Source organism: Prochlorococcus sp. MIT 1341, from assembly GCF_034092415.1.
Taxonomy (GTDB): Bacteria; Cyanobacteriota; Cyanobacteriia; order PCC-6307; family Cyanobiaceae; genus AG-363-P08.
Genome location: NZ_CP139304.1, coordinates 1,810,164 through 1,830,576 on the forward strand (window position 1 = coordinate 1,810,164; position 20,413 = coordinate 1,830,576).

The window sequence follows — 20,413 nt, forward strand, 5'->3', positions numbered from 1 at the left end:
TGCCCAAACACTCTTTCTTAATGCGAAGGAGATTTTCTTCGAAGAGGCTTTTATGCTTTTCAGTAATATTTTTGTTTGTTCAGGGATGCTCTCAAAGTCGCTTTGGACAGAAGTTGGCAACTAGTTTCGATATTCCTTCCGATGAAACTTCTTTAGAAAAATCATCAAGTATTTTGGAACCTAAAATACAGATCCCAGTTAATATCTCTAAACCTCTTGTTGAGGAAAAAACTCCTTTGCCAGCTCTAAGGAATTTGCCTCGTAAAGAAACAAAAAAGATTGTTCAATCTGTTCCTTTATCTCCACATCCTTATCGGATCACTATCAAGCTTTCAAAAGCAGATCCGTCAGCCCCTGCAGAAGCTGTTACGAAGGCGCTGAGAAATGCTGGAGTTAGTTTTGAAGTGGAAATGATTGAACGACTTCAGTTTGAAAAGGCCTTGAGGGAGAGAAAGCCCACTCGAACAGGTGGCAAACGTTGATTAATTTAAGGGTTTTATTTTCTTTGAAGCGGAAATCATCAGTGAGAAAGAATCTTAGTCGGCGTAATGCTCTGCAAATGATGGAATCCTCTTATCTTTCTGCAGCTTTTGCTTTGATCTGGATTGCTCTTTATTATTTGCCGATTGGGGGTGCTGTTTTTCGATTGGCTTTACCATTACCTTTGGCATTACTTCAGGTGAGGAGAGGGTTGCGTGCTGGTTTTGAAGGCTTAATTCTTGCGGTTTTGCTTTTGGTTGCTCTCATGGGTCCAGTGAGAGGCCCTTTAGTACTTTTCCCTTACGGGTTTTTGTCTTTTTGGTTGGGCTTTTGTTGGTATCGCAGGCTCAGTTGGTGGGTGAGTTGGGTCTTCGGGGTTTTCATTGGCTCAATAGGTTTTCTGGTAAGAGTTTTTGTCCTGTCAGTCTTGTTAGGGGAGAACTTGTGGGTAGTAATTACACGTGCATCAGCAGGCCTCTTAGATCGACTTTTTGAACTGCTTAATCTTCCCTTCTCCCCTGAGTTGGCTCAAGTGCAAATAATGGCAATTGCCTTGGTTGTGCTTCAGGAGGTTATTTATGTTCTTGTGCTTCATGCTTTGGCATTCTGGATTTTTCCCCGTTTGAAAGCTCCTATTCCTGAACCTCCGCTTTTGCTTTATGGCTTGGTCGCCTTAGACCCGCTTTAAATAGGTGGATAGCCTTACTGATGGACTTTTGCCAAAAGGATGCAAGGCTTTTGGCCCCGGGGCATCATCTGGGAATGTTCAAAAGTGGCTGAAACTATGGCTCTCGAGTCGAGGTAGCCTTTCGGTTTTATTGGTTTTAGGGGGCACACGAACTGCAGAGGTAGATGGCATATCAGCTGCTGGATCAACGCCTGAAGCGAGGAGATATACAGCGGTTGCCGACGGAGAGTTGCTTCTTTTTGGTCCTAATCAGAATCGGTTTTGGCCTTTGCCGCCTCTGGCTGCAGGAGTGTCGCCAGCTTTAATTAGTCATGTAGCTGTTAGATGGCTTGAAGTAGAGCCGATGGCGTTGGTAGTGGGGTTGTCTCAAATCCCACCTTTTCCACATCTTCGTATTGAGCCCCCCTATTTGGGTCCAGCTGCTTGTCTTACTACTGGTAAGTCGATGGGAAAGCTCCGCGTTAGTGCACTTATAAAAAAGGGCAAGGCAATTGGCAAAAAGCTAAAGGGGCCGCTTGTCCTTTGTGAGTGTGTGCCTGGTGGAACAACTACCGCTCAGGCTGTTTTAACAGGTTTAGGAATTGATGTTGGTGATTTGATAAGTAGTAGCTTGATTACGCCACCTATAGAGATCAAAAAAAGAGTGGTTTCTCTTGGCCTAAAAGCTGCAGAGATAACTACTTTTAGCTCTCCTGAAGCGGTAATGGCGGCTGTTGGAGATCCATTTCAAGCAGTTTCTGTTGGTATTTTGTTGGGTGCGGTTGAATCCTGCCAACCAGTCTTTTTAGGAGGAGGGAGTCAAATGATTGCTGTTCTGTCTTTGGCATTGGCCTCGTTATCCTCTAAGTTGCAATCAAGATTGATAGATTTGGTTGCACTTGGGACGACAGCCTGGCTTCTGGAGGAGGCTTTAGATGGCGCTCAAGATACTTTTGGATTAGAAGGCTTAATGAATCGGGTTTCTAATCACTTCTCTGTCAAGCTATTAGGCTTGGCAGCAGGCTTACACTTTGATCTGAGTATTCATCAATCACTTAGGGATTATGAAAGTGGATACGTTAAGGAAGGTGTTGGTGCAGGAGTCTTGACTTTTCTAGCTCAACTTTATGGAGCTCCTCGACTTGAACTGGTTCGATTATGTGACCAGGCTTTATCTGATCTTCATAGGTCCGATCACTAAGAAAAATACCTTGCCGCATTAGTTTTGAATGATGCATTTTGATTCGATTGGGAGAAGAAGATTCTTACAGCTTGGATTAAGTGCAGGAATTACTGGTTTAGCTGGTTGCACTGGCACTGATTTAAGAGCTGTTTTAAGAGGAGCACCAGAAATATTGCCTAAAAAGTGGATCAGGTCATTGCCTTCTGATTGGCAATATAAGCCATTAGAAATATCAAAAAATCAAGACCCTTTTGGTAATGCATTTAGATCAAGGATAGATTTATTAGCCCTCAGTGATGGTTGGTTAGAAGTTCTTGCGGAAAAGACATTAAGCCCAATTAGATCTACCGGGCTTGATAAAAGATTAGGTGAACAGGCTTGGAGTTTCCTTAAGAGCTTAAAAGGAGGGTTTGCTTCTTATGTTTTGCCTATAGGGTTTACTCCTTGGGTAATGCTTTTTAGAAATGGTGAAAACTTTTTACAGGAGGCAAATAATAGTTGGGATGCATTATTAGATCCAGCACTTAAAGGACTTGTGGTTCTCCCGAGAAGCCCACGTTTGTTGATATCTATATCGGAGAGACTTAAGTCCTATGACTCATTAAGACAATTAAAAGCCCAAGCATTGACCTTTGATGACAAGAATGCTCTGAATTGGCTTTCAAACGGAGATGCACGAGTCGCGGTTGTTCCTTTGCACCAATGTTTAACTAGCGTTCGAATGGATCCACGTTTAAGTATTGCCTTCCCAAAGGATGGTGTTCCATTGCACTGGACTTTGCTTGTCAGACCTTTAAAGACCCGGCAGCCTTTACCTGTTTCTTGGATTGAGAAGGCTTGGTCTCCACCATTGATTGGGAGAATAATGGCAGAGGGTTGGATCCCCGCTATTCCTATTTCAGAAAGACTTGAGCAAATTAAAAGAGTCCCTTCGAGGTTTAAACCTTTAATTTTCCCTTCAGCAGATGTTTGGTCACGTTGTTGGTCCTTGCCACCATTAACTAATCAGAAGAAAGAAGATTTACGTTCAAAGTGGTATGAGTCAACCCCATAATCTTCTTTTAGGGGAGTCAACTAATTGTTTGTGTGTTTCTTCAAGAAGATCAGGAATTGATAGATGCTCTGGGCAACGAGGTAGGCAATCCCCACATTTTTTACAAGCTGTACTATTAAGTTGCTCCCACCAGTGACCAGCTCTGCCAATTAGGTTGTATCTTTCTTTCGCAAAAGTCACAAGCTCATATCCAACAGCAAGATTGTGAAGCCTTAATAGCTCTGGTATTGGCACATTGTTAGGGCAGGGGAGGCATTTTTTACATTGCTTGCAGAGATTTTCCCCAAGCCTTTTCTCTGCTTTGCTTTTCAATCTCTCAATAACTTCATTTTCAAGGGGATTGAGTGGGTTGGCTGAATTGATCAGTCTTTTTACAAGATTAAGGTCGCTAGGTTTACTTGCTCCAACAGTCAGAGTAGTTATCCCTTCTGCTAAAAGGAATCGATAAGCCAGTTCCAGGGGGTGAAAGGGTTCACAATCATTTAGAAGGGTTTGACTGGGCTCATATAAGCGACCACCTTTGTCTGCTGGCGATATAGCCATCACCCCTATCCCCTCTCTCAAGGCTTCACGGGCTATTGGGAGTCTTTCTTGGTCAAAGAGGTGTAGATGAAGACTGCAGAATTGAAAGAAATGACTAGAGAGTGCTTCCTTTATAAGTGAAGTCTTTCCATGAGAAGAAAACCCAATTTGATTAACCATGTTCTCTTGTTTAGCCCATTTGAATAATTCAGCACCATCACCATTTATGGCCCAATTCAAATGCTCTTGAAGGTTTAGCCCATGTACAGCCAGATTGTCTATTTTTGATTTCCCCAGCCTTGCAAGAATTTTTTTTATTTGCCTTTGGCCTTCTTTAATTTCAGCACCAGGAAGGATTTTGCTTGTTATAACCCACCCTCCTTCAGGTTTCATCCCTTCTTGTTCAAGACGCTTAATAGAAGATCCAAGAAAACTTTCTGCAGGACCATATGTAGGAGCGGTCTCAAGGTGATTAATGCCTGCTTGAAATGCTTCCTTGACGACCGAATACATTGCCTCTTGAGAACTTGCTGCCCTCATCGAGCCAAGGGTAAAGAGGCTTACCAAGCTATTGCTTCCAAGGGGGCGACGCATCGCTTCTTTCATTCGTCAGTTTCTGAAGTTTGCTCAGGTGGCTCGAAAGAGTCTTTTTCGTTGGCTTGTTTTTCCTCTAAATGACGAATCAGATCAGCAGGACTTAATTCATCAATAAATTGTCGGAATTGTTCCTGGTCTTCTTCGTCAGCAATTGCATCAACTGGTATAGAGGCTTCTGCAACAACATTTTCGAGCATCCAGATCCCACATTTAGCCCTGATTGCTAGGGCAATTGCATCACTTGGACGAGCATCTATTTCAATAACGTTTTTAGAATTCCCTAAAGAGATTTTTTGTTCTTCAAGAAAACTAAGTTTCAGCACGGCTTGAAAAGATCTTGCTTCAATGGAATGAATGATTACTTTCTCCAGATTGAGCTTGCCTGCCTGCAGTAATGCCATCATTAGGTCATGGCTTAATGGCCTTTCGGGACTTCTATCTTGAAACCCAACCATGATGTTATGAGCCTGTGCATGATCAATCCAGATTGGGACCTGTCTTTGACCAGAAGGATCCCTAAGCAGCACTATTGGGCTGCGACTGGATGCGTCGAGTGCGAGTCCTGCCACGCTCATCTCGACCACGTTGCGCCCTCCTGCATGCTTGCTTTGATTATGGCTATGAAATACTTTTCGAGCTGAAAAATGTTTACTGGTTTAATTCAGTCGGTAGGTAGGGTGCAACGTCGCCGTGGAGGTGTCTTAGTAGAGGGTTGCGCTCGTTTTTCACCACTTACTATTGGGGAAAGTATTTCTGTTGATGGGATTTGTTTAACTGTTGCGGAAGTGTCAGGGGAGGATGGTTTTTTTGCAATTGTTAGTGAAGAGACACTTTCCCGTACCTCTTTAGGACGTAAGGCGGAAAAAGGAAGTTTTGTGAACCTTGAACCTGCTTTAAGATTTTCTGATCGCTTAGGTGGCCACTTAGTAAGCGGCCACATTGATGGGTTGGGAATAGTTGTGGCTTTGGAAGAACTTCAAAATTCACGTAGACTTGAGGTGCGTTGGGCGGATAAGACTTTTGGAAAATATCTTTGTGAAAAGGGAAGTATTGCTTTAGATGGCGTCAGTCTTACGGTTGCAGGTTGTGTTGAAAATGGAAGTCAATTCTGGATGGCTGTCATCCCTCACACTTGGGATGGCACTACATTGCAGAATTTAGTGGTTGGTTCTGAAGTTAACTTGGAAGTGGATTTACTAGCTAAATATTCCGAGAGATTTTGGCAAGTAGCAAGTAAAAAGGAGATTGAGAAAAACAATATCTTAAATAAAGTTTCTAAAGATTGGTTGAGTGAGAACGGTTGGTATTAATGCTTAAATACCTCATCTGCTCAACAAAGTAATTGCCAAGTAGATGAGGTATTTAAGCATGTGATGATTTAGCTAAAGCTCTTAATTAGAGCGAAAATTATTCCTGTTTGGATTTTCCCTTTAAAGGCTGTAAGCCAATGACCTTAGATTCTTTGTGGAGTTCTATTTTGAACTCTTGCCCAGGCTCAAGACCTAGCTTTCGGGTATAGGCATGCCCAATTAATAGGTTCCCATTGCCATGTACACGGGTTTTGAATTCGGCTTGCCGTCCTCTTGAGGCTCTGCCCTTCCCGCTTGATGGGGGCTTGTAGCCTTTTGCTTCCACAAGTGCTCTATAGAAGCTCTTGCGAAGTACACGGCCACTTGGGCCGACATAACCACATCCCCTAGCGATTTCATCCTCAGGACGATTGCTGAGAGATCGGGCTTTGTCTAGTAGCTCTTTGCCTACCAGCATGTGTCAGCATTAGATTGAGACTAATTCTGACTGTATTATCAAAGTTGGCAAGTGATTGAAGGAACTTTGTTCTGAAGGGGTGATTAATGTTGCTTTTTAAAGGAGATATAGGATGATGAAAAGCACTATCCAAATACCATCAACAAAGTGCCAGTACAGCTCAGCTGCCTCTAAAGAAAAGGGCTCACGACTTGTAATTCGTCCTCCTGGAGAGCGACTTTGCCACCAAACGATAAGAATCATTAGGGCTCCAAGGGTTACATGAAGTCCATGAAATCCTGTAAGGGCATAGAAAGTACTAGCGTAAAGATTGTCAGTTAAGCCAAAAGGTAAAGAGAAGTACTCAACCATTTGACTGATAAGAAAAGCAATACCAAGACCGGCTGTTATTAATAACCACCGTTGGCAAAGCGCTGCTTGATTTCCTTTAAGGGCTTTACCTGCACGATGAAATGTTGCACTGCTCACCAGAAGTAAGACTGTGTTCAAGGTGGGTAATGCTAATTCGACTTCATATATGGCTCCTTCAGGTAAAGGGTTTACAGCTTTAAAGGTTAGGTAGGCGGCAAAAAAACCTGCGAAGGTCATGCCATCCGCTATTAGGAAAGTTGCTAAGCCAAATAATCTAAAATCTTCATGGCTATGCGACTCTTCCAGTTGTGTTTCCGATGCTTGCTTGGCAGTGCTTATTGTCGTCATTGGATTTTCTCCGGCGGTTGATTGTCTTCAGTTGTTTCTAGAATGCTTGTTTTTTTTATTGCACCATATCCATACGGCTCTTTTACCAGAGGTGCAGGCCCATTCCAATTTTCGACAGGAGGAGGTGAGCTGGTTAACCATTCAGGCGTTAGGCCTCCCCATGGATTGTCTCCTGCAGGCTCCCCTTTGAAACTGCTTTGAATCACATTCCATATGAAAGGAATGGTACTGATTGCCATTAATAATGCCCCTACACTGCTTAGTTGGTTCACAAAGGTGAATTGAGGATCGTATTCAGCGACCCTGCGAGGCATTCCATTAAGGCCTAGCCAATGCTGAGGTGCAAAACATAAGTTGAAGCCAATAAAAGTTATTAGGAAATGAAATCTACCTAGGTGTTCGTTCAAAAGTTTTCCTGTGAATTTTGGATACCAGTGATAAATGGATGAAAAGATAACAAATACCGAGCCACCGTAGACTATGTAGTGAAAATGTGCGACGACAAAGTAGGTGTCATGAACATGAATATCGAATGGAACTTGCGCCAGTGCTACGCCAGTAATTCCTCCTAATACAAAGTTGATGATGAATCCACAGGAAAACAATACCGCACTGTTCAGAGATATCCTTCCTCCCCAAAGAGTTGCCACCCAATTGAAGAATTTGATTCCTGTTGGCACTGCAATAAAAGAGGTGGCAATAGTAAAGAAAAGGCGCATCCAAGGTGGGGTACCGCTTGTAAACATGTGATGTGCCCATACCACAAGCCCAAGTACAACAATGGCCATGATTGAATACACCATTGTGGTGTATCCGAAAAGAGGTTTCCTGCAATGAACAGGAAGGATTTCACTGACTAAGCCAAATGCTGGAAGAACCATTATGTAGACAGCTGGATGAGAATAAAACCAGAAAAGATGTTGATAAACCACTACATTTCCACCCATTACAGGATTAAAAAAGCCTGTATGGGCAACTATGTCGAAGCTAAGGAGAATTAGTGTTCCTGCTAGAACTGGCGTTGAGAGAACGACCAAGATACTTGTCCCAAGCATTGCCCAGCAGTACATAGGCAATTGCATTAACTTCAGCCCAGGTCGACGCAGTTTTAAAATTGTCGCGATAAAGTTGATCCCTCCAAAAATCGAACTACCCCCAAGCAAAAGAACGCTAATAATCCAAATAATTTGCCCTGCAGCAGGAGTGGTAATGCTTAAAGGTGGATAGGCAGTCCATCCAGATTCGGCGGCACCTGTAATGAAATAACTACTTATAAGCATTAGTCCTGCTGGAGGGATCATCCAAAATGCAACCGCATTTAGACGTGGGAAGGCCATGTCTCGCGCTCCAACATAAAACGGTATTAAATAGTTCCCAAATGCTCCATTTACAACAGGGACAATCCACAAGAAAATCATGATTGTGCCATGGAGGGTTAAGACTTGGTTATATACATCCCTTGCCATAAAATCGGAGATTGGACTTGTAAGCTCTATTCGAATCGCGCTAGCTAAGGCACCGCCAATTAAGTAAAAGATAAAGCCACAAACAAGATATTGTAGGCCGATAACTTTGTGATCCAAGCTAAAACTGAAGTATCTCAGCCATCCATTAGGTTGCATGGATTCGGGTGCCTTGCGTATGTCAGAAGGAGGCGCAACAGTCATGTTTCCGAAGCAATTGGTTTGGCATTTTTGGTAAGCCAACTATCGAAGGCCTCAGGCTCTTCGACTATTACTGTTGACCGCATACCTCCATGGTATGGGCCGCATAGCTCTGCACAAATGACTGGGTATTTACCAGTTTTCGTAGGAGTAAAGTTTAGAATAGTAGTTTGGCCTGGGATTACATCTTGTTTGAGGCGAAATTCAGGAACCCAGAACGCATGAATTACATCATTAGATTCCATTTTTAGGCTGACAGGTTTTCCGGTTGGAACATGCAACTCACCGGTAAGAATATCCCCTTCAGGATAGTGAAATAAAAACGCAAATTGCATTGCTGTGACTTCTATTGCTAATGGATTCATTTCACTTGAATTGCCTAGCTGATTTGTACTTATCCCAACCCCTCCCCAGATACGCTCATTGGATTTAGTTATTGAATGATCATGACCTTGATTTGATAAAGATGTCATTCCACCCATGCGGTCATAGATGTCGTAGCTGTATAGGCCTATAAAGAGAATGACAACAGCAGGGACCGCTGTCCATAAAATTTCTAAAGGAAGATTGCCTTCAAGAGGTATTCCGTCTCCTGTTTCACCTGGCTTCCTTCGGAAACGAATAAGGCTATAGACCACTAATCCCATCATCCCAATGAATAGGATTGCTCCAATGCTGAAGAGCACTTTGAACAGCTCGTCATATATAGGAGCATTACTGCTAGCACTATTGGGAAGTAGATCAATATTTTGTCCTAGCCAGAGGCCCCCGATTACAAGGACTATCCCCGCTAAAACTGTAAAAATTGCCGAGGGAGTCGGCACAGATCAGCTCCTGTTTCTTCGTTAAGGTTATGGAAATCTTTTAATACCTGCACCTGTTGATTGTTAATTCCCTATGAAATTAGTGGATTATTTTCTCCTTATGCTCACTAGAGAAGGGGTTTTGGGTTGGTTTGAATTACGGTTTGTCAGGAATAGATGATTTAGTTGCTCTCCTCATGTTGCAGTCGTCCATAGAACGTGACGGATTTTTTTTGATCGCTACTTTCGATTGAGAGGGGCTTTTCCCTTTTTGGCAGAGATGACCTTATGACCACCTCATCAAAACCAATGATTAGATGGCGCCTTTCTCAGTTGGCAGCCCATCTTGTTGTAGCCCTTGTGGCTCTGGTCGTTATAGGAGGTGCCACAAGAGTTATGGAGGCTGGGTTGGCATGCCCAGACTGGCCTCTTTGCTTCGGTTCTTTTCTGCCTGGCCGTCAGATGAATCTCCAGGTCTTTCTAGAGTGGTTTCATCGATTAGACGCGTTCTTTGTTGGGTTGGCCTTATTGATTCAAATGGTTTTATCGCACTTAAGGCGAAATGAATTGCCAAGTTGGGCTCCTCCTACATGTGCAATTTTGTTCTTTTTGGTCATTTTTCAAGGAGCTTTAGGTGCCTTGACAGTATTTGATCTTTTGCCTTCGGGAGTTGTTACGGCTCATTTAGCCTGTGGACTTTTGCTTTTAGTCGGAGTGACTGCTCTTTCTCAAGGCTTAAGCAGCTCGAGGCAAAAGTCTCCTCCTTTGTTTTGGCGTTTAATGAGCGTTACATCACTTGTGGGAGTTCTTTGTCAGTGCCTTTTGGGGGGGCGAATGGCAACTACTTGGGCTGCTCAAAGATGTTTCTTGAATGGACAGTCTTGCGAATGGCTGCATTGGCATCGTTTCGTCGCGATGCCAGTTGCATTATGTGTGTTTGCATTTGTGATCAGCTCTCTTGCTGTAGGTGGTTGGCCTCGTAGTCAATGGCCCTGGTTATCAGCGACTCTTGGTTTAGTTGGCCTTCAGATCAGTGTTGGGGTGTTATCAGCAAAACTTGAACTTTCTAATCCATCTGTGACAGTTGCCCACCAGCTAATCGCAGCTTTACTTGTTGCGTTGTTGTCATCCCTTGCTTTCAAGGGCCCTCAGGAGTATCCACAAGTGAGAGCCCTAGGTGATTCATCTTTTTTGGAGACTTGCAATGGTTAGTACTTCTCCTGAGTTGTTTAAAGAAGATGTCTCTAGGAAGAAGGTTGTCCCATCAAGACGACTTGTAAAGCTTCCCGCCTGGTTAGAAGTTGCTAAACCCAGGTTGATCCCTCTCCTTTTGGCTACAACCGTTGGTGGAATGGCATTGAGCGAAGGTTGGCCTTTGTCTTTGCCGAGATTTATTTGCACCCTTTGTGGTGGTGCATTAGCAGCAGCAGCAGCAGCAATATTGAATTGCCTTTGGGAACAGGAACTTGACGGCAGGATGCTACGAACGAGTGGTAGAGCCTTACCTTCGGGCCGAATCTCTTCTACCTCTGTTTTCCTTGGGGCAATTGTTTGCACTTTCATTTCAGCAGTTTTATTAAGTGTTGGTGTTAATTACTTAGCGGCATCTTTGTCTTTGCTTGGTCTTTGTAGTTATGTTCTTTTATATACAGTTTGGCTGAAGCCACGCACTTCAAAAAATATCGTTATTGGAGGTGTTGCAGGAGCTATTCCGCCTCTTGTAGGTGCAGCTGCTGCAAGTGGATATATCGGATGGGGTGGTTGGTGGTTATTTGGCTTGGTGATGGTTTGGACTCCGGCACACTTTTGGGCTTTAGCAATGTTGCTTCGCGAAGATTACCGTTCGGTAGGAATTCCAATGCTTCCTGTAGTTAAGGGAACTGGATTTACGGCTAGGGCAATTAATCGTTATGGCTGGGCTACTGCATTGTTAAGTTGTTTCGGGGTTTGGGCTTTACCTGAAGGAGGACTTTTTTATGGGTTAATGATGGTTCCTTTTAATTTCCGTCTTCTTCAAATGGTTTTTCGACTAGGAGAGGAGCCAGATGATATCGAACGAGCAAAAGGTTTATTTAGATGGTCGATTCTTTATATGTTTGGGGTCTGTTTAATCTTAGTTATGAGTCGGTTGCCTTTATCAGTTGACTTTCACCACCAGTCATTGGAATTGATTAAACATTTTTCTATTGGCTTGGAGATTGTCTAAACAGGTTTTTCTTTAGAGAACTCATCAGCATGATTTCATCCAAATGCTTAGATTTCCAACCGGATACACCTAGGGGATGAATTGTTTATGAAAATGATTGAATTGGAAGGAATTCAAAAATCTTTTGGGTCTATTGAGGCTTTATGTGGATTGGAATTGACTGTCCCAGAAGGATCTTTGTATGGACTTCTTGGACCAAATGGAGCAGGTAAAACTTCGACACTTCGGATCATTACTACTCTGCTTGCTCCAGACTCAGGGCGAGTGCAAGTAAGTGGGATAAATGCACTAACTGATCCAGATTCTGTGAGAAGTCAGTTGGGTTATGTGGCGCAGGAGGTTGCTATTGACAAGATTTTAACCGGCCGAGAATTATTGGAGTTCCAAGCAGATCTATATCACTTGAACCATGAGAGGAAAATGGAAATGATTGCTTCCATGATTAAGCGACTTGAGATGGACTCTTGGATTGATAGACGTTGCGGAACTTATTCGGGCGGAATGAGACGAAGGCTTGATTTGGCTGCTGGTTTATTGCATCAACCTCAGTTATTGGTATTAGATGAGCCGACAGTGGGTTTAGACATGGAAAGCCGTACAATTGTTTGGGAATTGTTAACAGAATTAAAGTCTAAAGGAGTAACAATTCTCTTAAGTAGTCACTATCTTGAGGAAATAGAAATAATGGCTGACCACATTGCAATTATTGATAAAGGTCGAGTTATTGCAGAAGGAACACCTGATCAACTAAAAAATGAACTTGGTGGCGACCGTGTGACGCTAAGGGTTAGAGAGTTTAGTGATGAGAATGAATCGAATAAGGTCAGAAAGCTTTTGGAAAATGTTGAAGGAGTTAAGCAGGTGGTTGTTAATAGATCTCAAGGCTTTTCTCTAAACCTTGTCGTAGACGGCGAGACGGTTTTGCCTCGATTACGCGAACAGTTATGTAACGCTAACTTTCCGATCTTCGCGCTTGCTCAGAGCCGTCCCAGTTTGGATGATGTTTACTTACAGGCAACTGGGAGGACTCTGATGGACGCAGAGCTGGCAGTCGCTGGCAAAAGGGATTCAAAACTTGAAGCCAAACAAAGGATGCGTTGATGTTCTTAGGGCTTGAAAAAGTTTTTCTCTCTATGATTTTTGTACGTTCTTAAATTTGTATTTGGAAGTGATCTAATGAATGGCCAATTCACCGGACAGAGAGTTCTTGCGCCTGATAGAAGCAGATGGCTCGATCTGTTCCAGGAAACTTTTGCGTTAACTCGTCGTCTTTTCATCCAACTTGTGCGGCGGCCTTCAACTTTGATTGCCGGGATTCTGCAGCCTTTGATTTGGTTGCTTTTATTTGGGGCACTTTTTTCAAAAGCCCCTGAGGGCCTTGTCCCTGGAGGAGATAGTTATGGAAGTTTCCTAGGAGCAGGGGTCATTGTTTTCACCGCGTTTAGTGGTGCTTTGAATGCAGGCCTGCCAGTGATGTTTGATCGTGAATTTGGATTTCTTAATCGCTTGCTGGTTGCGCCTCTAAGAAGTCGAAGCTCGATCGTTTTCGCATCGGTTATCTATATAACAACGATCAGTCTTATTCAATGTTTTGCAATTATGGGAACTGCTTCATTCATTGGGTATGGCTGGCCAGGAAAAAGTGGTCTTTTGATTGTTCTTTTCACTTTGTTGTTACTAGTTTTCTCTGTTACAGCTCTTAGCCTGGGCTTAGCTTTTGCTTTACCGGGACATATTGAATTGATTGCTGTTATTTTTATTGTTAATCTGCCTCTCCTCTTCGCTAGCACAGCTTTAGCTCCTTTGTCATTTATGCCTATATGGTTGGGCTGGCTAGCAGCGCTTAATCCGCTTACCTTTGCAATAGAACCCATCCGTGCTGCTTATGGTGGCCCTCTTGATCTAAATACTGTTCTAATTAATGCTCCTTATGGTGCTGTGAACGGTTATGGGTGTTTGAGTGTGCTGATGGCTCTTTCCTTGGGACTCTTCTTTTTGATCCGCCCAATGTTGAACCGTAAACTCTCCTAAGCTATTCAGTGACTGAACTTTTCTCAAATTGCTCTGAACCTCGCCAAGCGGCTCTTTTGTGTCAGATGTTGGAGGCATCAGAGAAGAAGGAAGATAGGGTTTTAGAACTTTTGCTAGGCAAGTGGGCTCATCGTTATGGAGTAAGCACACTTCCTAAGTTGAATGAATTACAGGACTCATATTCAGAAGTAAGCACACTTCCTAAGTTGAATGAATTACAGGACTCACATTCAGAAGAGATTTTGGATGATCTTGAGATAACAGCTTCAAAATTAAATGAAAAGAAACCTCAGGACTTAATTCCAACAGGTTTAACTCAGGAATATAAAGAACCTATTTCTGAAATCAGTAATGATTTATCTTTCTCGGAAAACTTTTCTCCAAGCCCTTTTAGACGTCTAAAGACCGCTTTGAATGGATGTCTGGAGGAGGTTAATAATACTTTTAAAGCTAAGAAAAGTAAAACCATTGAAACCATTGAAACCATTGAAACTTCCAGTAGAGATGATCTTAATGGCTATATCAGCGCCCCACCACCGCCTCGGAGGGGTAATAGATTAAGTCGATGGGTGCCAGACCTAGAGGGTCAACTCCCTAGAGCTTCTTGAAACTAGAAGAAAAATTATGTAGCCTAAATATCTTAAGTCTACTTTAAAAGCTCAATCTTTTTATGAAAAAATTAGAAGGGGATTGTTAAACCTTAAGTTGAAAATGTAAATGTGTATTTGAATCGATTCAAATTAATATTTCCGTCTATCTAGATATGGTTATTTGCCTTTGAATTTGTTACATCATTCCAGGCATTCCCATTCCACCCATTCCACCCATTCCACCCATTCCACCCATTCCACCCATTCCAGGCATTCCCATTCCACCCATTCCACCCATTCCACCCATAGGATCTGCACCACCTTCTGGACCGGCAGGCGCGGGAGGTTCTGGCTTGTCAGCAATTACCACTTCTGTTGTAATTAATAATGAGGCTATAGATATTGCATCTTGAAGCGCCAGACGAATTACTTTTGATGCGTCAATGATGCCAGCCTTTAGAAGGTCTTCATAGGATCCATTTAGTGCATTAAACCCTTTCCCAAGTCTTTTTATTTCAGAAACAACAACGTCACCATTCTCTCCAGAGTTAATTGCTATTTGCCTGACAGGTGCATTAAGAGCTCTTTGAACTATTTCCACGCCAGTTCGCTCATCACCAATTAACTTCTTTCTTAGATCATTAAGCTTTTGGCTTATTTGAAGAAGTGTTGTCCCTCCTCCTGGAACGATTCCTTCTTCAACGGCTGCACGAGTTGCATTTAGCGCATCCTCAATCCTTAGCTTGCGATTTTTGAGTTCTGTTTCTGTTGGTGCACCAACTTTAATCACAGCAACTCCACCAGCTAATTTGGCTATTCTTTCACTTAGTTTTTCTCTGTCATATTCTGAGTCTGTTGATTCAAGTTCCCGTTTAATTGATTCCACGCGTTCTTTTACAGATTTGATATTTTCGTTGTTTGTTACAATCGTAGTTTTATCTTTTCTGATAGTTATTTTTCTTGCTTTACCAAGGTCAGATAGTGAGACTTTCTCAAGACTCATTGCTCTGTCTTCACTGATTAATGTCCCACCAGTTAGGACAGCAATATCTGACAAAGCTGCTTTACGCCTTTCGCCAAATGATGGAGCCCTGACAGCTGCAACCTTTAGAACTCCACGATTTTTATTTACTACAAGGGTTGCTAATGCTTCCCCCTCAACTTCTTCTGCCAAGATTACTAGTGGTGTTGATTCCTTTTGAACAGCTTCTAGTACAGGTACTAAATCAGAGATAGCGCTGATCTTTTTATCTGTAATTAATAGCAAAGCATTTTCGAACTCGCATATCTGACGTTCCCCATCTGTAACGAAGTATGGGGAGCTATAGCCTCGGTCAAAGGCCATCCCTTCTGTGATCTCAAGCTCTGTGGCAAGGGATTTTGATTCTTCAACGGTGATTACTCCATCAACGCTTACTTTTTCCATTGCATCCGCAACTATTTGCCCTATTTCCTCGTCTCCTCCTGCACTGACAGTCGCGACTTGTCCAATTGCTTCACCACTGCCTACGGTTTTGCTGAGCTTAGATAATTCTTCCACAGCAAATTTGGCTGCCTTCTCCATTCCTCTTCTTAGCTCAATAGGACTTGCGCCAGCTGCTGTATTTCTAAGACCTTCATGAACCATGGCTTGAGCTAAAACTGTTGCAGTTGTGGTTCCATCTCCAGCTTTTTCTTTTGTTTTAGAAGCAACTTGTTCGATCAGCTTTGCGCCAATGTTTTCAAATGGATCTTCAAGCTCTATTTCTTTTGCAATGGTGACTCCATCGTTGACGATGTCAGGAGCTCCGAATTTTTTTTCTAGTACTACATTTCTTCCCCTTGGACCAATCGTTACTCTTACAGCATTGGCCAGGGAGTTGACACCTTTTTCTAGGGCGCTGCGAGATTCGTCTGAAAAGCTTAGGAGTTTTGTCATGGTCCACATATGATCCCCGCACAATTTCCCACAGCAAGTTGATTCAAGGGGAGGGGGTTATAAGTGGGGAAAGCCGAATTATTTACTTTTAAATTTGGCGTGCTTTGGAATTGGTGGTTATGGTCGAGCTATGAATGACTCAGGTGTGCTGTTTTTTATTTTAATGACAGGCTTGGCGGCCACTATGACCTTGGTTTATGTTCCACTGCGCTTTTTTCTTACTGCGACAGCAAGAAGTAGAAGATTAAAACTTCTTCAAAGAATAAGAAGGTTGCGCGATGAACTTGGCCAGCCTTTGGATCCTTGATGGAGATTTGGAGCTTCTTTTTTTTGGATATAATTTGTTATTCTTTACTTCATATATTTATAGAGCATCAAGGGTAAACTTGTAAAAATTCTTGGTTTATCTCCAGATAGAAGAAATATTAACATCATAATTAGCTATGATAAATCTACTCCTGGTTTGACTCATTTGTCTCCTGAATTTGATTATTTGCATTCTTAATTTATGACTTCATAAGAACATTTTGATTAGGCGAAGTATGGTAATTATTGCTCCCATATCGCCTTGATTTATTTTACAGCGTTAAATGCATCAATACTTACAGGTGAATTCTTATGCTTTCACACTTCTTTGAAAGAGCTTAAACTATTCTACAATATATAAATTGAAAGTAACTTTTGATACCAGGGCTTTTAGTTCATTAGCATTCCACCATCAACCTGAATCACTTGCCCTGTGATGTATTCAGCTCCAGGGTCAGTTGCTAAGAATTTCACTATACTTGCTACATGCTCAGGTGTCCCAAACTTGCCAAGGGGAATTGATTTAAGTATTTCATCAGCTGCTAGCCCTTTGGTCATATCAGTTGATATGAAACCCGGCGCAACTGCGTTAACAGTAATACCGCGGCTAGCGAATTCTTTTGCAGAACTCTTAGTTAAACCTAATACGCCAGCTTTGGAGGCTGAATAATTTGCTTGCCCAGCATTTCCCATTAGCCCTACTACCGAAGTGATGTTGATTACACGACCTTTCTTTTGTTTAATCATGGGTCTAGAGACTGCTCTAGTGCAAAGGAAAACTCCGCCAAGATTTAGATCAATTACTTTTTTCCAATCATTTATTTTCATCCTCATCATTAGTCCATCCCGAGTAATTCCTGCGTTGTTTACCAGTACATCAATTTTCCCACTTCTTTCCAAAACAGTACTAATTAGGCGCTCAACTTCCTGTTCTTCCGAAACGTTGGCTTGAATTGCATAAGCATTACCTCCTGATGCAATTATTTCTTTGACAACTTTCTCGGCTTCATGGGCAGAGTTGCTGTAATTCACAGCAACTTCTAAACCTGCTTCAGCAAGAGAGATTGCTATGGCTCTCCCAATGCCTCTGCTTGCTCCGGTTACGAGCGCTGTCTCACTAGGGACCATTTCAGATGACGTCATTTGTAGGCATTTGTTCTTTGCATCGTAAGGACAAAGAGTCTTGTTTTTTAGCTAGACATGGTTTCTACGTTGCAAAGTGTTTTCCCAAGTATTCCTCTTAGCTTGGCCAGTTGTTGTTTGCTCCCCAGAACCACAAGAACTTGTCCAGGGGAAAGTTTCATGTTTCCGCCAGGGTTCGTGACTAGATTTGCTCCGTCTCGAATAGCTAAAACCATTGCGCCGCTTTGACGCCCTAGTTGAACTTCCGAAAGGCTTTTATTTTGAAGTTTTTGAAATTCATTCGGATCGCTCGTTAGAAGGAATTCCTCTATCTCGCAACCGGAACCGGCTAGTAAATCCATGAAATCTACGGCCAATGGGCGAAGTGCAGTAGCCGCAATTGTTCTTCCAGCAGTGACATAAGGACTAACTACAACATCTGCACCTGCAAGTTTTAACTTTGCAGAGGCTTCTTCAGTATCTGCTCTAGCGATAAGGCGACATTCTTGTCTCAATCCTTTTGCACTGAGGATGACATACAAATTTGCCGCATCATTAGGTAATGCTGCGATTAGGCTTCTGCAGCGATCCAACCCTGCTTGTAGCAATGTCTCATCAAGAGTTGCATCACCTTCTAAAGCCATTAATCCGCGTTCTTCGGCCGTTGATTTTGACGTTGGATCTATTTCTACAACTAGAGTCGGGACATTTTCTTTGAGAAGTTGGTCTGCAATTTCTTGGCCAATTCGGCCATATCCGCAGAGAATTACATGGTCATGCATACGTCTCATTATCCGGCGAAATCTCAATTCCCGCATCTGACGGAAATAGCCTGATGCTGTTAGGTCTAGAACTCTTTTGATTGTTAGCTGAACAACAATTAAACCTCCGCCGATCACTAAAACAGTCACTAACCTGCCGGCTGCAGATAATGGCGCAACTTCTCCATAACCAATTGTGCTTATTGTGATGAGTACCATCCAGAGAGAGTCTCCCCAGTCCCACCCTTCTGTTATTCGATACCCAAAGGCACCTAGTAACAGCAAAATGCTGAGTGCAATAAGAGGTCCTAACCAAGGTTTTGCAAGACCACGAAGCCTTAACCCTTTAAGGATGCTCCCTTTTGAATTAGGCCATCTTTCTTTCATAAGGAGAGGATTAGCCTCGATCAGCTTGTTGAACTGTTTTCAGTTGATTGTATGGATATGATCTCAACTTGCTAATTGATAGGAGCCTCTTGTGCATCTTCTTATTGCGGCTGCAGGTTCGGGAAGTCGAATGGGGGCAACTAAGAATAAATTGTTGCTTCCCTTGGCTTCAAGAGCAGTCATTGCTTGGACTTTAGATGCGGCCATTTTGGCCGAGGAAATTACTTGGATAGGCATAGTTGGTCAAAAAGTTGATCAAGAAGAAATAACGCATTTCATGAAAGCTTCCCCAAAACCAATTCAATGGATTGAAGGAGGAAAAACTCGACAGGAGTCAATAAAGAGAGGTTTGGCAGGCTTGCCACAAGGAGCCAAGCATGTATTGATTCATGATGGTGCAAGATGTCTTGTGGAATCGGAATTATTTAATCGCTGTGCGAAATTAGTTGTCTTAGGCAAAGCGGTTATAGCGGCTGTTCCTGTTACAGACACAATTAAACGTGTAGATAACAAGGGCTTGATTTTGGGAACTCCTTGTCGTTCTGAATTATGGGCAGCCCAGACTCCGCAAGGCTTCGCTGTTGATCAATTGAAGGAGGCTCATGCAATAGCAGATGCAAAGAATTGGTCTGTTACTGACGATGCTTCTTTGTATGAGAGTCTTGGCTGGCCAGTCGAAGTTTTAGAAGCTCCTTCTTCAAATATCAAGGTCACTACACCTTTTGATTTACTAGTCGCTGAGTCAGTTATCTCATTTAGGGAAAAAGCTTGAGGAGCCCTTTTTGGCAATCAATTTTCGCCAGATTTCCTAGTGGTAAGGCTGCATTACCGACTAAATGGCCTACTGGCAATTCTCCTAAGACCGGAATCCCTAGGTCCGAAGTCCTTTCTTTTAGAACCATTTCAAGAGAGGATTTCTCATGTTTTGCAAGTGGTCCGTCCCCTTCGCAATCTTTAAAGTTTCCAAAGCCTAGGCCAGCTATTTGTTGAAGGGGACCAGCCAGTCGCCAATGTGTGAGCATTCGATCTATTCGATATGGCTCTTCATCAATGTCCTCAAGAATGAGAATTGCTCCTTTTAAATCGGGTACAAATTTGCTGCCTAGCAAATGAGAAGCAACAGTGAGGTTGGCAACAACTAATGGTCCAATTGCTTCTCCTTTGGACCATGGATCTCCTTCAATTGCAGGAATTGGCTTCCCAAAAAGAAGACATCTAAGCCTTTCTTTGCTCCATTCGGGTTCGGCTGCAAGAGTTGTAATTAGTGGACCATGAATGCAACCATGGAATCCGGCCGAAAGCCTTGCTAAGAGTAAAGAAGTTACATCTGAAAAACCAAGAATCCATCCTGTGTGCCATCTCTGGGGAAGTTCTAGTAATCGTGAAGACCCCCACCCACCCTTTGCACATGCTATTAACGGTGCTGAAGGCTCTGGTTGAAGATCTTTATTGCGGATTTCATCTTCACCTGCAAGTTCTCTCCACCTTCGATTGAGGATATTTGTCGACCTACATACAAGGCCCCACCCTTGCAACACTTTTGTACCTTCAATTAAAAGATCTTCATCATTAAAGGCTGATGCTGTAGCGGCAAATGCGACTTCATCTCCTTGCTTTAATGAGGCAGGAATTGTTTGCTGAAGTAGTTTGATCATT

At 42.8% G+C, this 20,413-nt stretch carries 22 protein-coding genes; 12 read left to right on the forward strand and 10 right to left on the reverse strand.

Annotation, left to right across the window (positions count from 1 at the left end; translation table 11 throughout):
* The first annotated feature begins 113 nt into the window (after positions 1-113).
* The 4 genes from SOI84_RS09300 (at position 114) to SOI84_RS09315 (ending at position 3,384) form a co-directional block, all read left to right on the forward strand.
* Positions 114-482 carry a hypothetical protein gene (locus SOI84_RS09300; RefSeq protein WP_320674246.1) on the forward strand — a complete coding sequence of 123 codons (369 nt, stop codon included), beginning with the start codon at positions 114-116 and terminating at the stop codon, positions 480-482.
* A 77-nt stretch (positions 483-559) separates the two neighbouring features.
* Positions 560-1,168: a DUF2232 domain-containing protein gene (locus SOI84_RS09305; protein WP_414153637.1), complete on the forward strand. Its 609-nt coding sequence runs from the start codon at positions 560-562 to the stop codon at positions 1,166-1,168.
* Positions 1,169-1,172: 4 nt separating this feature from the next.
* Positions 1,173-2,348, forward strand: coding sequence for a nicotinate-nucleotide--dimethylbenzimidazole phosphoribosyltransferase (locus SOI84_RS09310; protein ID WP_320674248.1), 1,176 nt, complete (start codon positions 1,173-1,175; stop codon positions 2,346-2,348).
* Between the two features lie 28 nt (positions 2,349-2,376).
* A complete protein-coding gene (locus SOI84_RS09315) occupies positions 2,377-3,384 on the forward strand; it encodes an ABC transporter substrate-binding protein (protein WP_320674249.1) in 1,008 nt (335 codons plus the stop codon).
* Here SOI84_RS09315 and SOI84_RS09320 read toward each other — a convergent pair.
* Positions 3,373-4,512 (reverse strand): aldo/keto reductase, encoded by a 1,140-nt coding sequence (locus SOI84_RS09320; protein WP_320674250.1) that lies wholly within the window; start codon positions 4,510-4,512, stop codon positions 3,373-3,375. The two genes, SOI84_RS09315 and SOI84_RS09320, sit on opposite strands and share 12 nt — an antisense overlap.
* Complete coding sequence (locus SOI84_RS09325; RefSeq protein WP_320674251.1) at positions 4,509-5,087, reverse strand: bifunctional nuclease family protein; 579 nt, start codon at positions 5,085-5,087, stop codon at positions 4,509-4,511. Before SOI84_RS09325 ends, SOI84_RS09320 begins: the two co-directional genes overlap by 4 nt.
* Before the next feature lie 60 nt (positions 5,088-5,147).
* Between SOI84_RS09325 and SOI84_RS09330 the strand changes: the two genes are divergently transcribed.
* Entirely contained in the window at positions 5,148-5,813 is a 666-nt protein-coding gene (locus SOI84_RS09330) for a riboflavin synthase (RefSeq protein WP_320674252.1), read from the forward strand.
* Positions 5,814-5,910: 97 nt separating this feature from the next.
* On the opposite strand, the gene SOI84_RS09335 is transcribed toward SOI84_RS09330, so the two are convergent.
* The 4 genes from SOI84_RS09335 to SOI84_RS09350 all read right to left on the reverse strand — a co-directional run bounded on the left by SOI84_RS09335 (position 5,911) and on the right by SOI84_RS09350 (position 9,457).
* Positions 5,911-6,270: an AbrB family transcriptional regulator gene (locus SOI84_RS09335; RefSeq protein WP_320674253.1), complete on the reverse strand. Its 360-nt coding sequence runs from the start codon at positions 6,268-6,270 to the stop codon at positions 5,911-5,913.
* A 96-nt stretch (positions 6,271-6,366) separates the two neighbouring features.
* Positions 6,367-6,969, reverse strand: a complete 603-nt coding sequence (locus SOI84_RS09340; protein WP_320674254.1) for a cytochrome c oxidase subunit 3 — start codon at positions 6,967-6,969, stop codon at positions 6,367-6,369.
* The gene (gene ctaD / locus SOI84_RS09345; RefSeq protein ID WP_320674255.1) at positions 6,966-8,636 is read right to left on the reverse strand and encodes a cytochrome c oxidase subunit I; all 1,671 of its coding nucleotides are present in this window, start codon (positions 8,634-8,636) and stop codon (positions 6,966-6,968) included. Before ctaD ends, SOI84_RS09340 begins: the two co-directional genes overlap by 4 nt.
* Complete coding sequence (locus SOI84_RS09350) at positions 8,633-9,457, reverse strand: cytochrome c oxidase subunit II (RefSeq protein WP_320674256.1); 825 nt, start codon at positions 9,455-9,457, stop codon at positions 8,633-8,635. Before SOI84_RS09350 ends, ctaD begins: the two co-directional genes overlap by 4 nt.
* Before the next feature lie 267 nt (positions 9,458-9,724).
* On the opposite strand from SOI84_RS09350, the gene SOI84_RS09355 reads away from it, so the two are divergent.
* The 5 genes from SOI84_RS09355 (at position 9,725) to SOI84_RS09375 (ending at position 14,281) form a co-directional block, all read left to right on the forward strand.
* Positions 9,725-10,648, forward strand: a complete 924-nt coding sequence (locus SOI84_RS09355; protein ID WP_320674257.1) for a COX15/CtaA family protein — start codon at positions 9,725-9,727, stop codon at positions 10,646-10,648.
* Positions 10,641-11,642: a heme o synthase gene (locus SOI84_RS09360; RefSeq protein WP_320675450.1), complete on the forward strand. Its 1,002-nt coding sequence runs from the start codon at positions 10,641-10,643 to the stop codon at positions 11,640-11,642. The genes SOI84_RS09355 and SOI84_RS09360 overlap by 8 nt, the downstream gene beginning before the upstream one ends.
* A gap of 87 nt (positions 11,643-11,729) precedes the next feature.
* Complete coding sequence (locus SOI84_RS09365; protein ID WP_320674258.1) at positions 11,730-12,743, forward strand: ABC transporter ATP-binding protein; 1,014 nt, start codon at positions 11,730-11,732, stop codon at positions 12,741-12,743.
* 75 nt (positions 12,744-12,818) lie between these two features.
* Positions 12,819-13,673 (forward strand): ABC transporter permease, encoded by an 855-nt coding sequence (locus SOI84_RS09370; protein ID WP_320674259.1) that lies wholly within the window; start codon positions 12,819-12,821, stop codon positions 13,671-13,673.
* 8 nt (positions 13,674-13,681) lie between these two features.
* Positions 13,682-14,281 carry a hypothetical protein gene (locus tag SOI84_RS09375; protein ID WP_320674260.1) on the forward strand — a complete coding sequence of 200 codons (600 nt, stop codon included), beginning with the start codon at positions 13,682-13,684 and terminating at the stop codon, positions 14,279-14,281.
* A 178-nt stretch (positions 14,282-14,459) separates the two neighbouring features.
* Here the strand turns inward: SOI84_RS09375 and groL are convergent, their stop codons facing one another.
* Entirely contained in the window at positions 14,460-16,181 is a 1,722-nt protein-coding gene (gene groL, locus SOI84_RS09380) for a chaperonin GroEL (protein ID WP_320674261.1), read from the reverse strand.
* Between the two features lie 130 nt (positions 16,182-16,311).
* Here groL and SOI84_RS09385 point away from each other — a divergent pair, with 130 nt between their 5' ends.
* Complete coding sequence (locus SOI84_RS09385) at positions 16,312-16,488, forward strand: hypothetical protein (protein ID WP_320674262.1); 177 nt, start codon at positions 16,312-16,314, stop codon at positions 16,486-16,488.
* A gap of 389 nt (positions 16,489-16,877) precedes the next feature.
* On the opposite strand, the gene fabG is transcribed toward SOI84_RS09385, so the two are convergent.
* Positions 16,878-17,630 (reverse strand): 3-oxoacyl-[acyl-carrier-protein] reductase, encoded by a 753-nt coding sequence (fabG, locus tag SOI84_RS09390; RefSeq protein WP_320674263.1) that lies wholly within the window; start codon positions 17,628-17,630, stop codon positions 16,878-16,880.
* 47 nt (positions 17,631-17,677) lie between these two features.
* Positions 17,678-18,757, reverse strand: a complete 1,080-nt coding sequence (locus SOI84_RS09395) for a potassium channel protein (protein ID WP_320674264.1) — start codon at positions 18,755-18,757, stop codon at positions 17,678-17,680.
* 91 nt (positions 18,758-18,848) lie between these two features.
* Here SOI84_RS09395 and ispD point away from each other — a divergent pair, with 91 nt between their 5' ends.
* On the forward strand, positions 18,849-19,529 hold the full coding sequence (ispD, locus tag SOI84_RS09400; protein ID WP_320674265.1) for a 2-C-methyl-D-erythritol 4-phosphate cytidylyltransferase: 681 nt from the start codon (positions 18,849-18,851) through the stop codon (positions 19,527-19,529).
* Here the strand turns inward: ispD and SOI84_RS09405 are convergent.
* On the reverse strand, positions 19,513-20,412 hold the full coding sequence (locus tag SOI84_RS09405; protein ID WP_320674266.1) for an LD-carboxypeptidase: 900 nt from the start codon (positions 20,410-20,412) through the stop codon (positions 19,513-19,515). The two genes, ispD and SOI84_RS09405, sit on opposite strands and share 17 nt — an antisense overlap.
* Position 20,413: the final 1 nt, after the last annotated feature.

Excerpts from the sequence above, each read along its gene's own strand:
- groL (WP_320674261.1), bottom strand. The coding sequence starts at position 16,181 with ATGACAAAACTCCTAAGCTTTTCAGACGAATCTCGCAGCGCCCTAGAA.
- SOI84_RS09365 (WP_320674258.1), top strand. The coding sequence starts at position 11,730 with ATGAAAATGATTGAATTGGAAGGAATTCAAAAATCTTTTGGGTCTATT.
- SOI84_RS09360 (WP_320675450.1), top strand. The coding sequence starts at position 10,641 with ATGGTTAGTACTTCTCCTGAGTTGTTTAAAGAAGATGTCTCTAGGAAG.
- SOI84_RS09340 (WP_320674254.1), bottom strand. The coding sequence starts at position 6,969 with ATGACGACAATAAGCACTGCCAAGCAAGCATCGGAAACACAACTGGAA.
- SOI84_RS09335 (WP_320674253.1), bottom strand. The coding sequence starts at position 6,270 with ATGCTGGTAGGCAAAGAGCTACTAGACAAAGCCCGATCTCTCAGCAAT.
- SOI84_RS09385 (WP_320674262.1), top strand. The coding sequence starts at position 16,312 with ATGAATGACTCAGGTGTGCTGTTTTTTATTTTAATGACAGGCTTGGCG.
- ctaD (WP_320674255.1), bottom strand. The coding sequence starts at position 8,636 with ATGACTGTTGCGCCTCCTTCTGACATACGCAAGGCACCCGAATCCATG.
- SOI84_RS09320 (WP_320674250.1), bottom strand. The coding sequence starts at position 4,512 with ATGAAAGAAGCGATGCGTCGCCCCCTTGGAAGCAATAGCTTGGTAAGC.
- SOI84_RS09330 (WP_320674252.1), top strand. The coding sequence starts at position 5,148 with ATGTTTACTGGTTTAATTCAGTCGGTAGGTAGGGTGCAACGTCGCCGT.
- SOI84_RS09370 (WP_320674259.1), top strand. The coding sequence starts at position 12,819 with ATGAATGGCCAATTCACCGGACAGAGAGTTCTTGCGCCTGATAGAAGC.
- fabG (WP_320674263.1), bottom strand. The coding sequence starts at position 17,630 with ATGACGTCATCTGAAATGGTCCCTAGTGAGACAGCGCTCGTAACCGGA.
- SOI84_RS09355 (WP_320674257.1), top strand. The coding sequence starts at position 9,725 with ATGACCACCTCATCAAAACCAATGATTAGATGGCGCCTTTCTCAGTTG.
- SOI84_RS09395 (WP_320674264.1), bottom strand. The coding sequence starts at position 18,757 with ATGAAAGAAAGATGGCCTAATTCAAAAGGGAGCATCCTTAAAGGGTTA.
- SOI84_RS09405 (WP_320674266.1), bottom strand. The coding sequence starts at position 20,412 with ATGATCAAACTACTTCAGCAAACAATTCCTGCCTCATTAAAGCAAGGA.
- SOI84_RS09305 (WP_414153637.1), top strand. The coding sequence starts at position 560 with ATGATGGAATCCTCTTATCTTTCTGCAGCTTTTGCTTTGATCTGGATT.
- SOI84_RS09315 (WP_320674249.1), top strand. The coding sequence starts at position 2,377 with ATGATGCATTTTGATTCGATTGGGAGAAGAAGATTCTTACAGCTTGGA.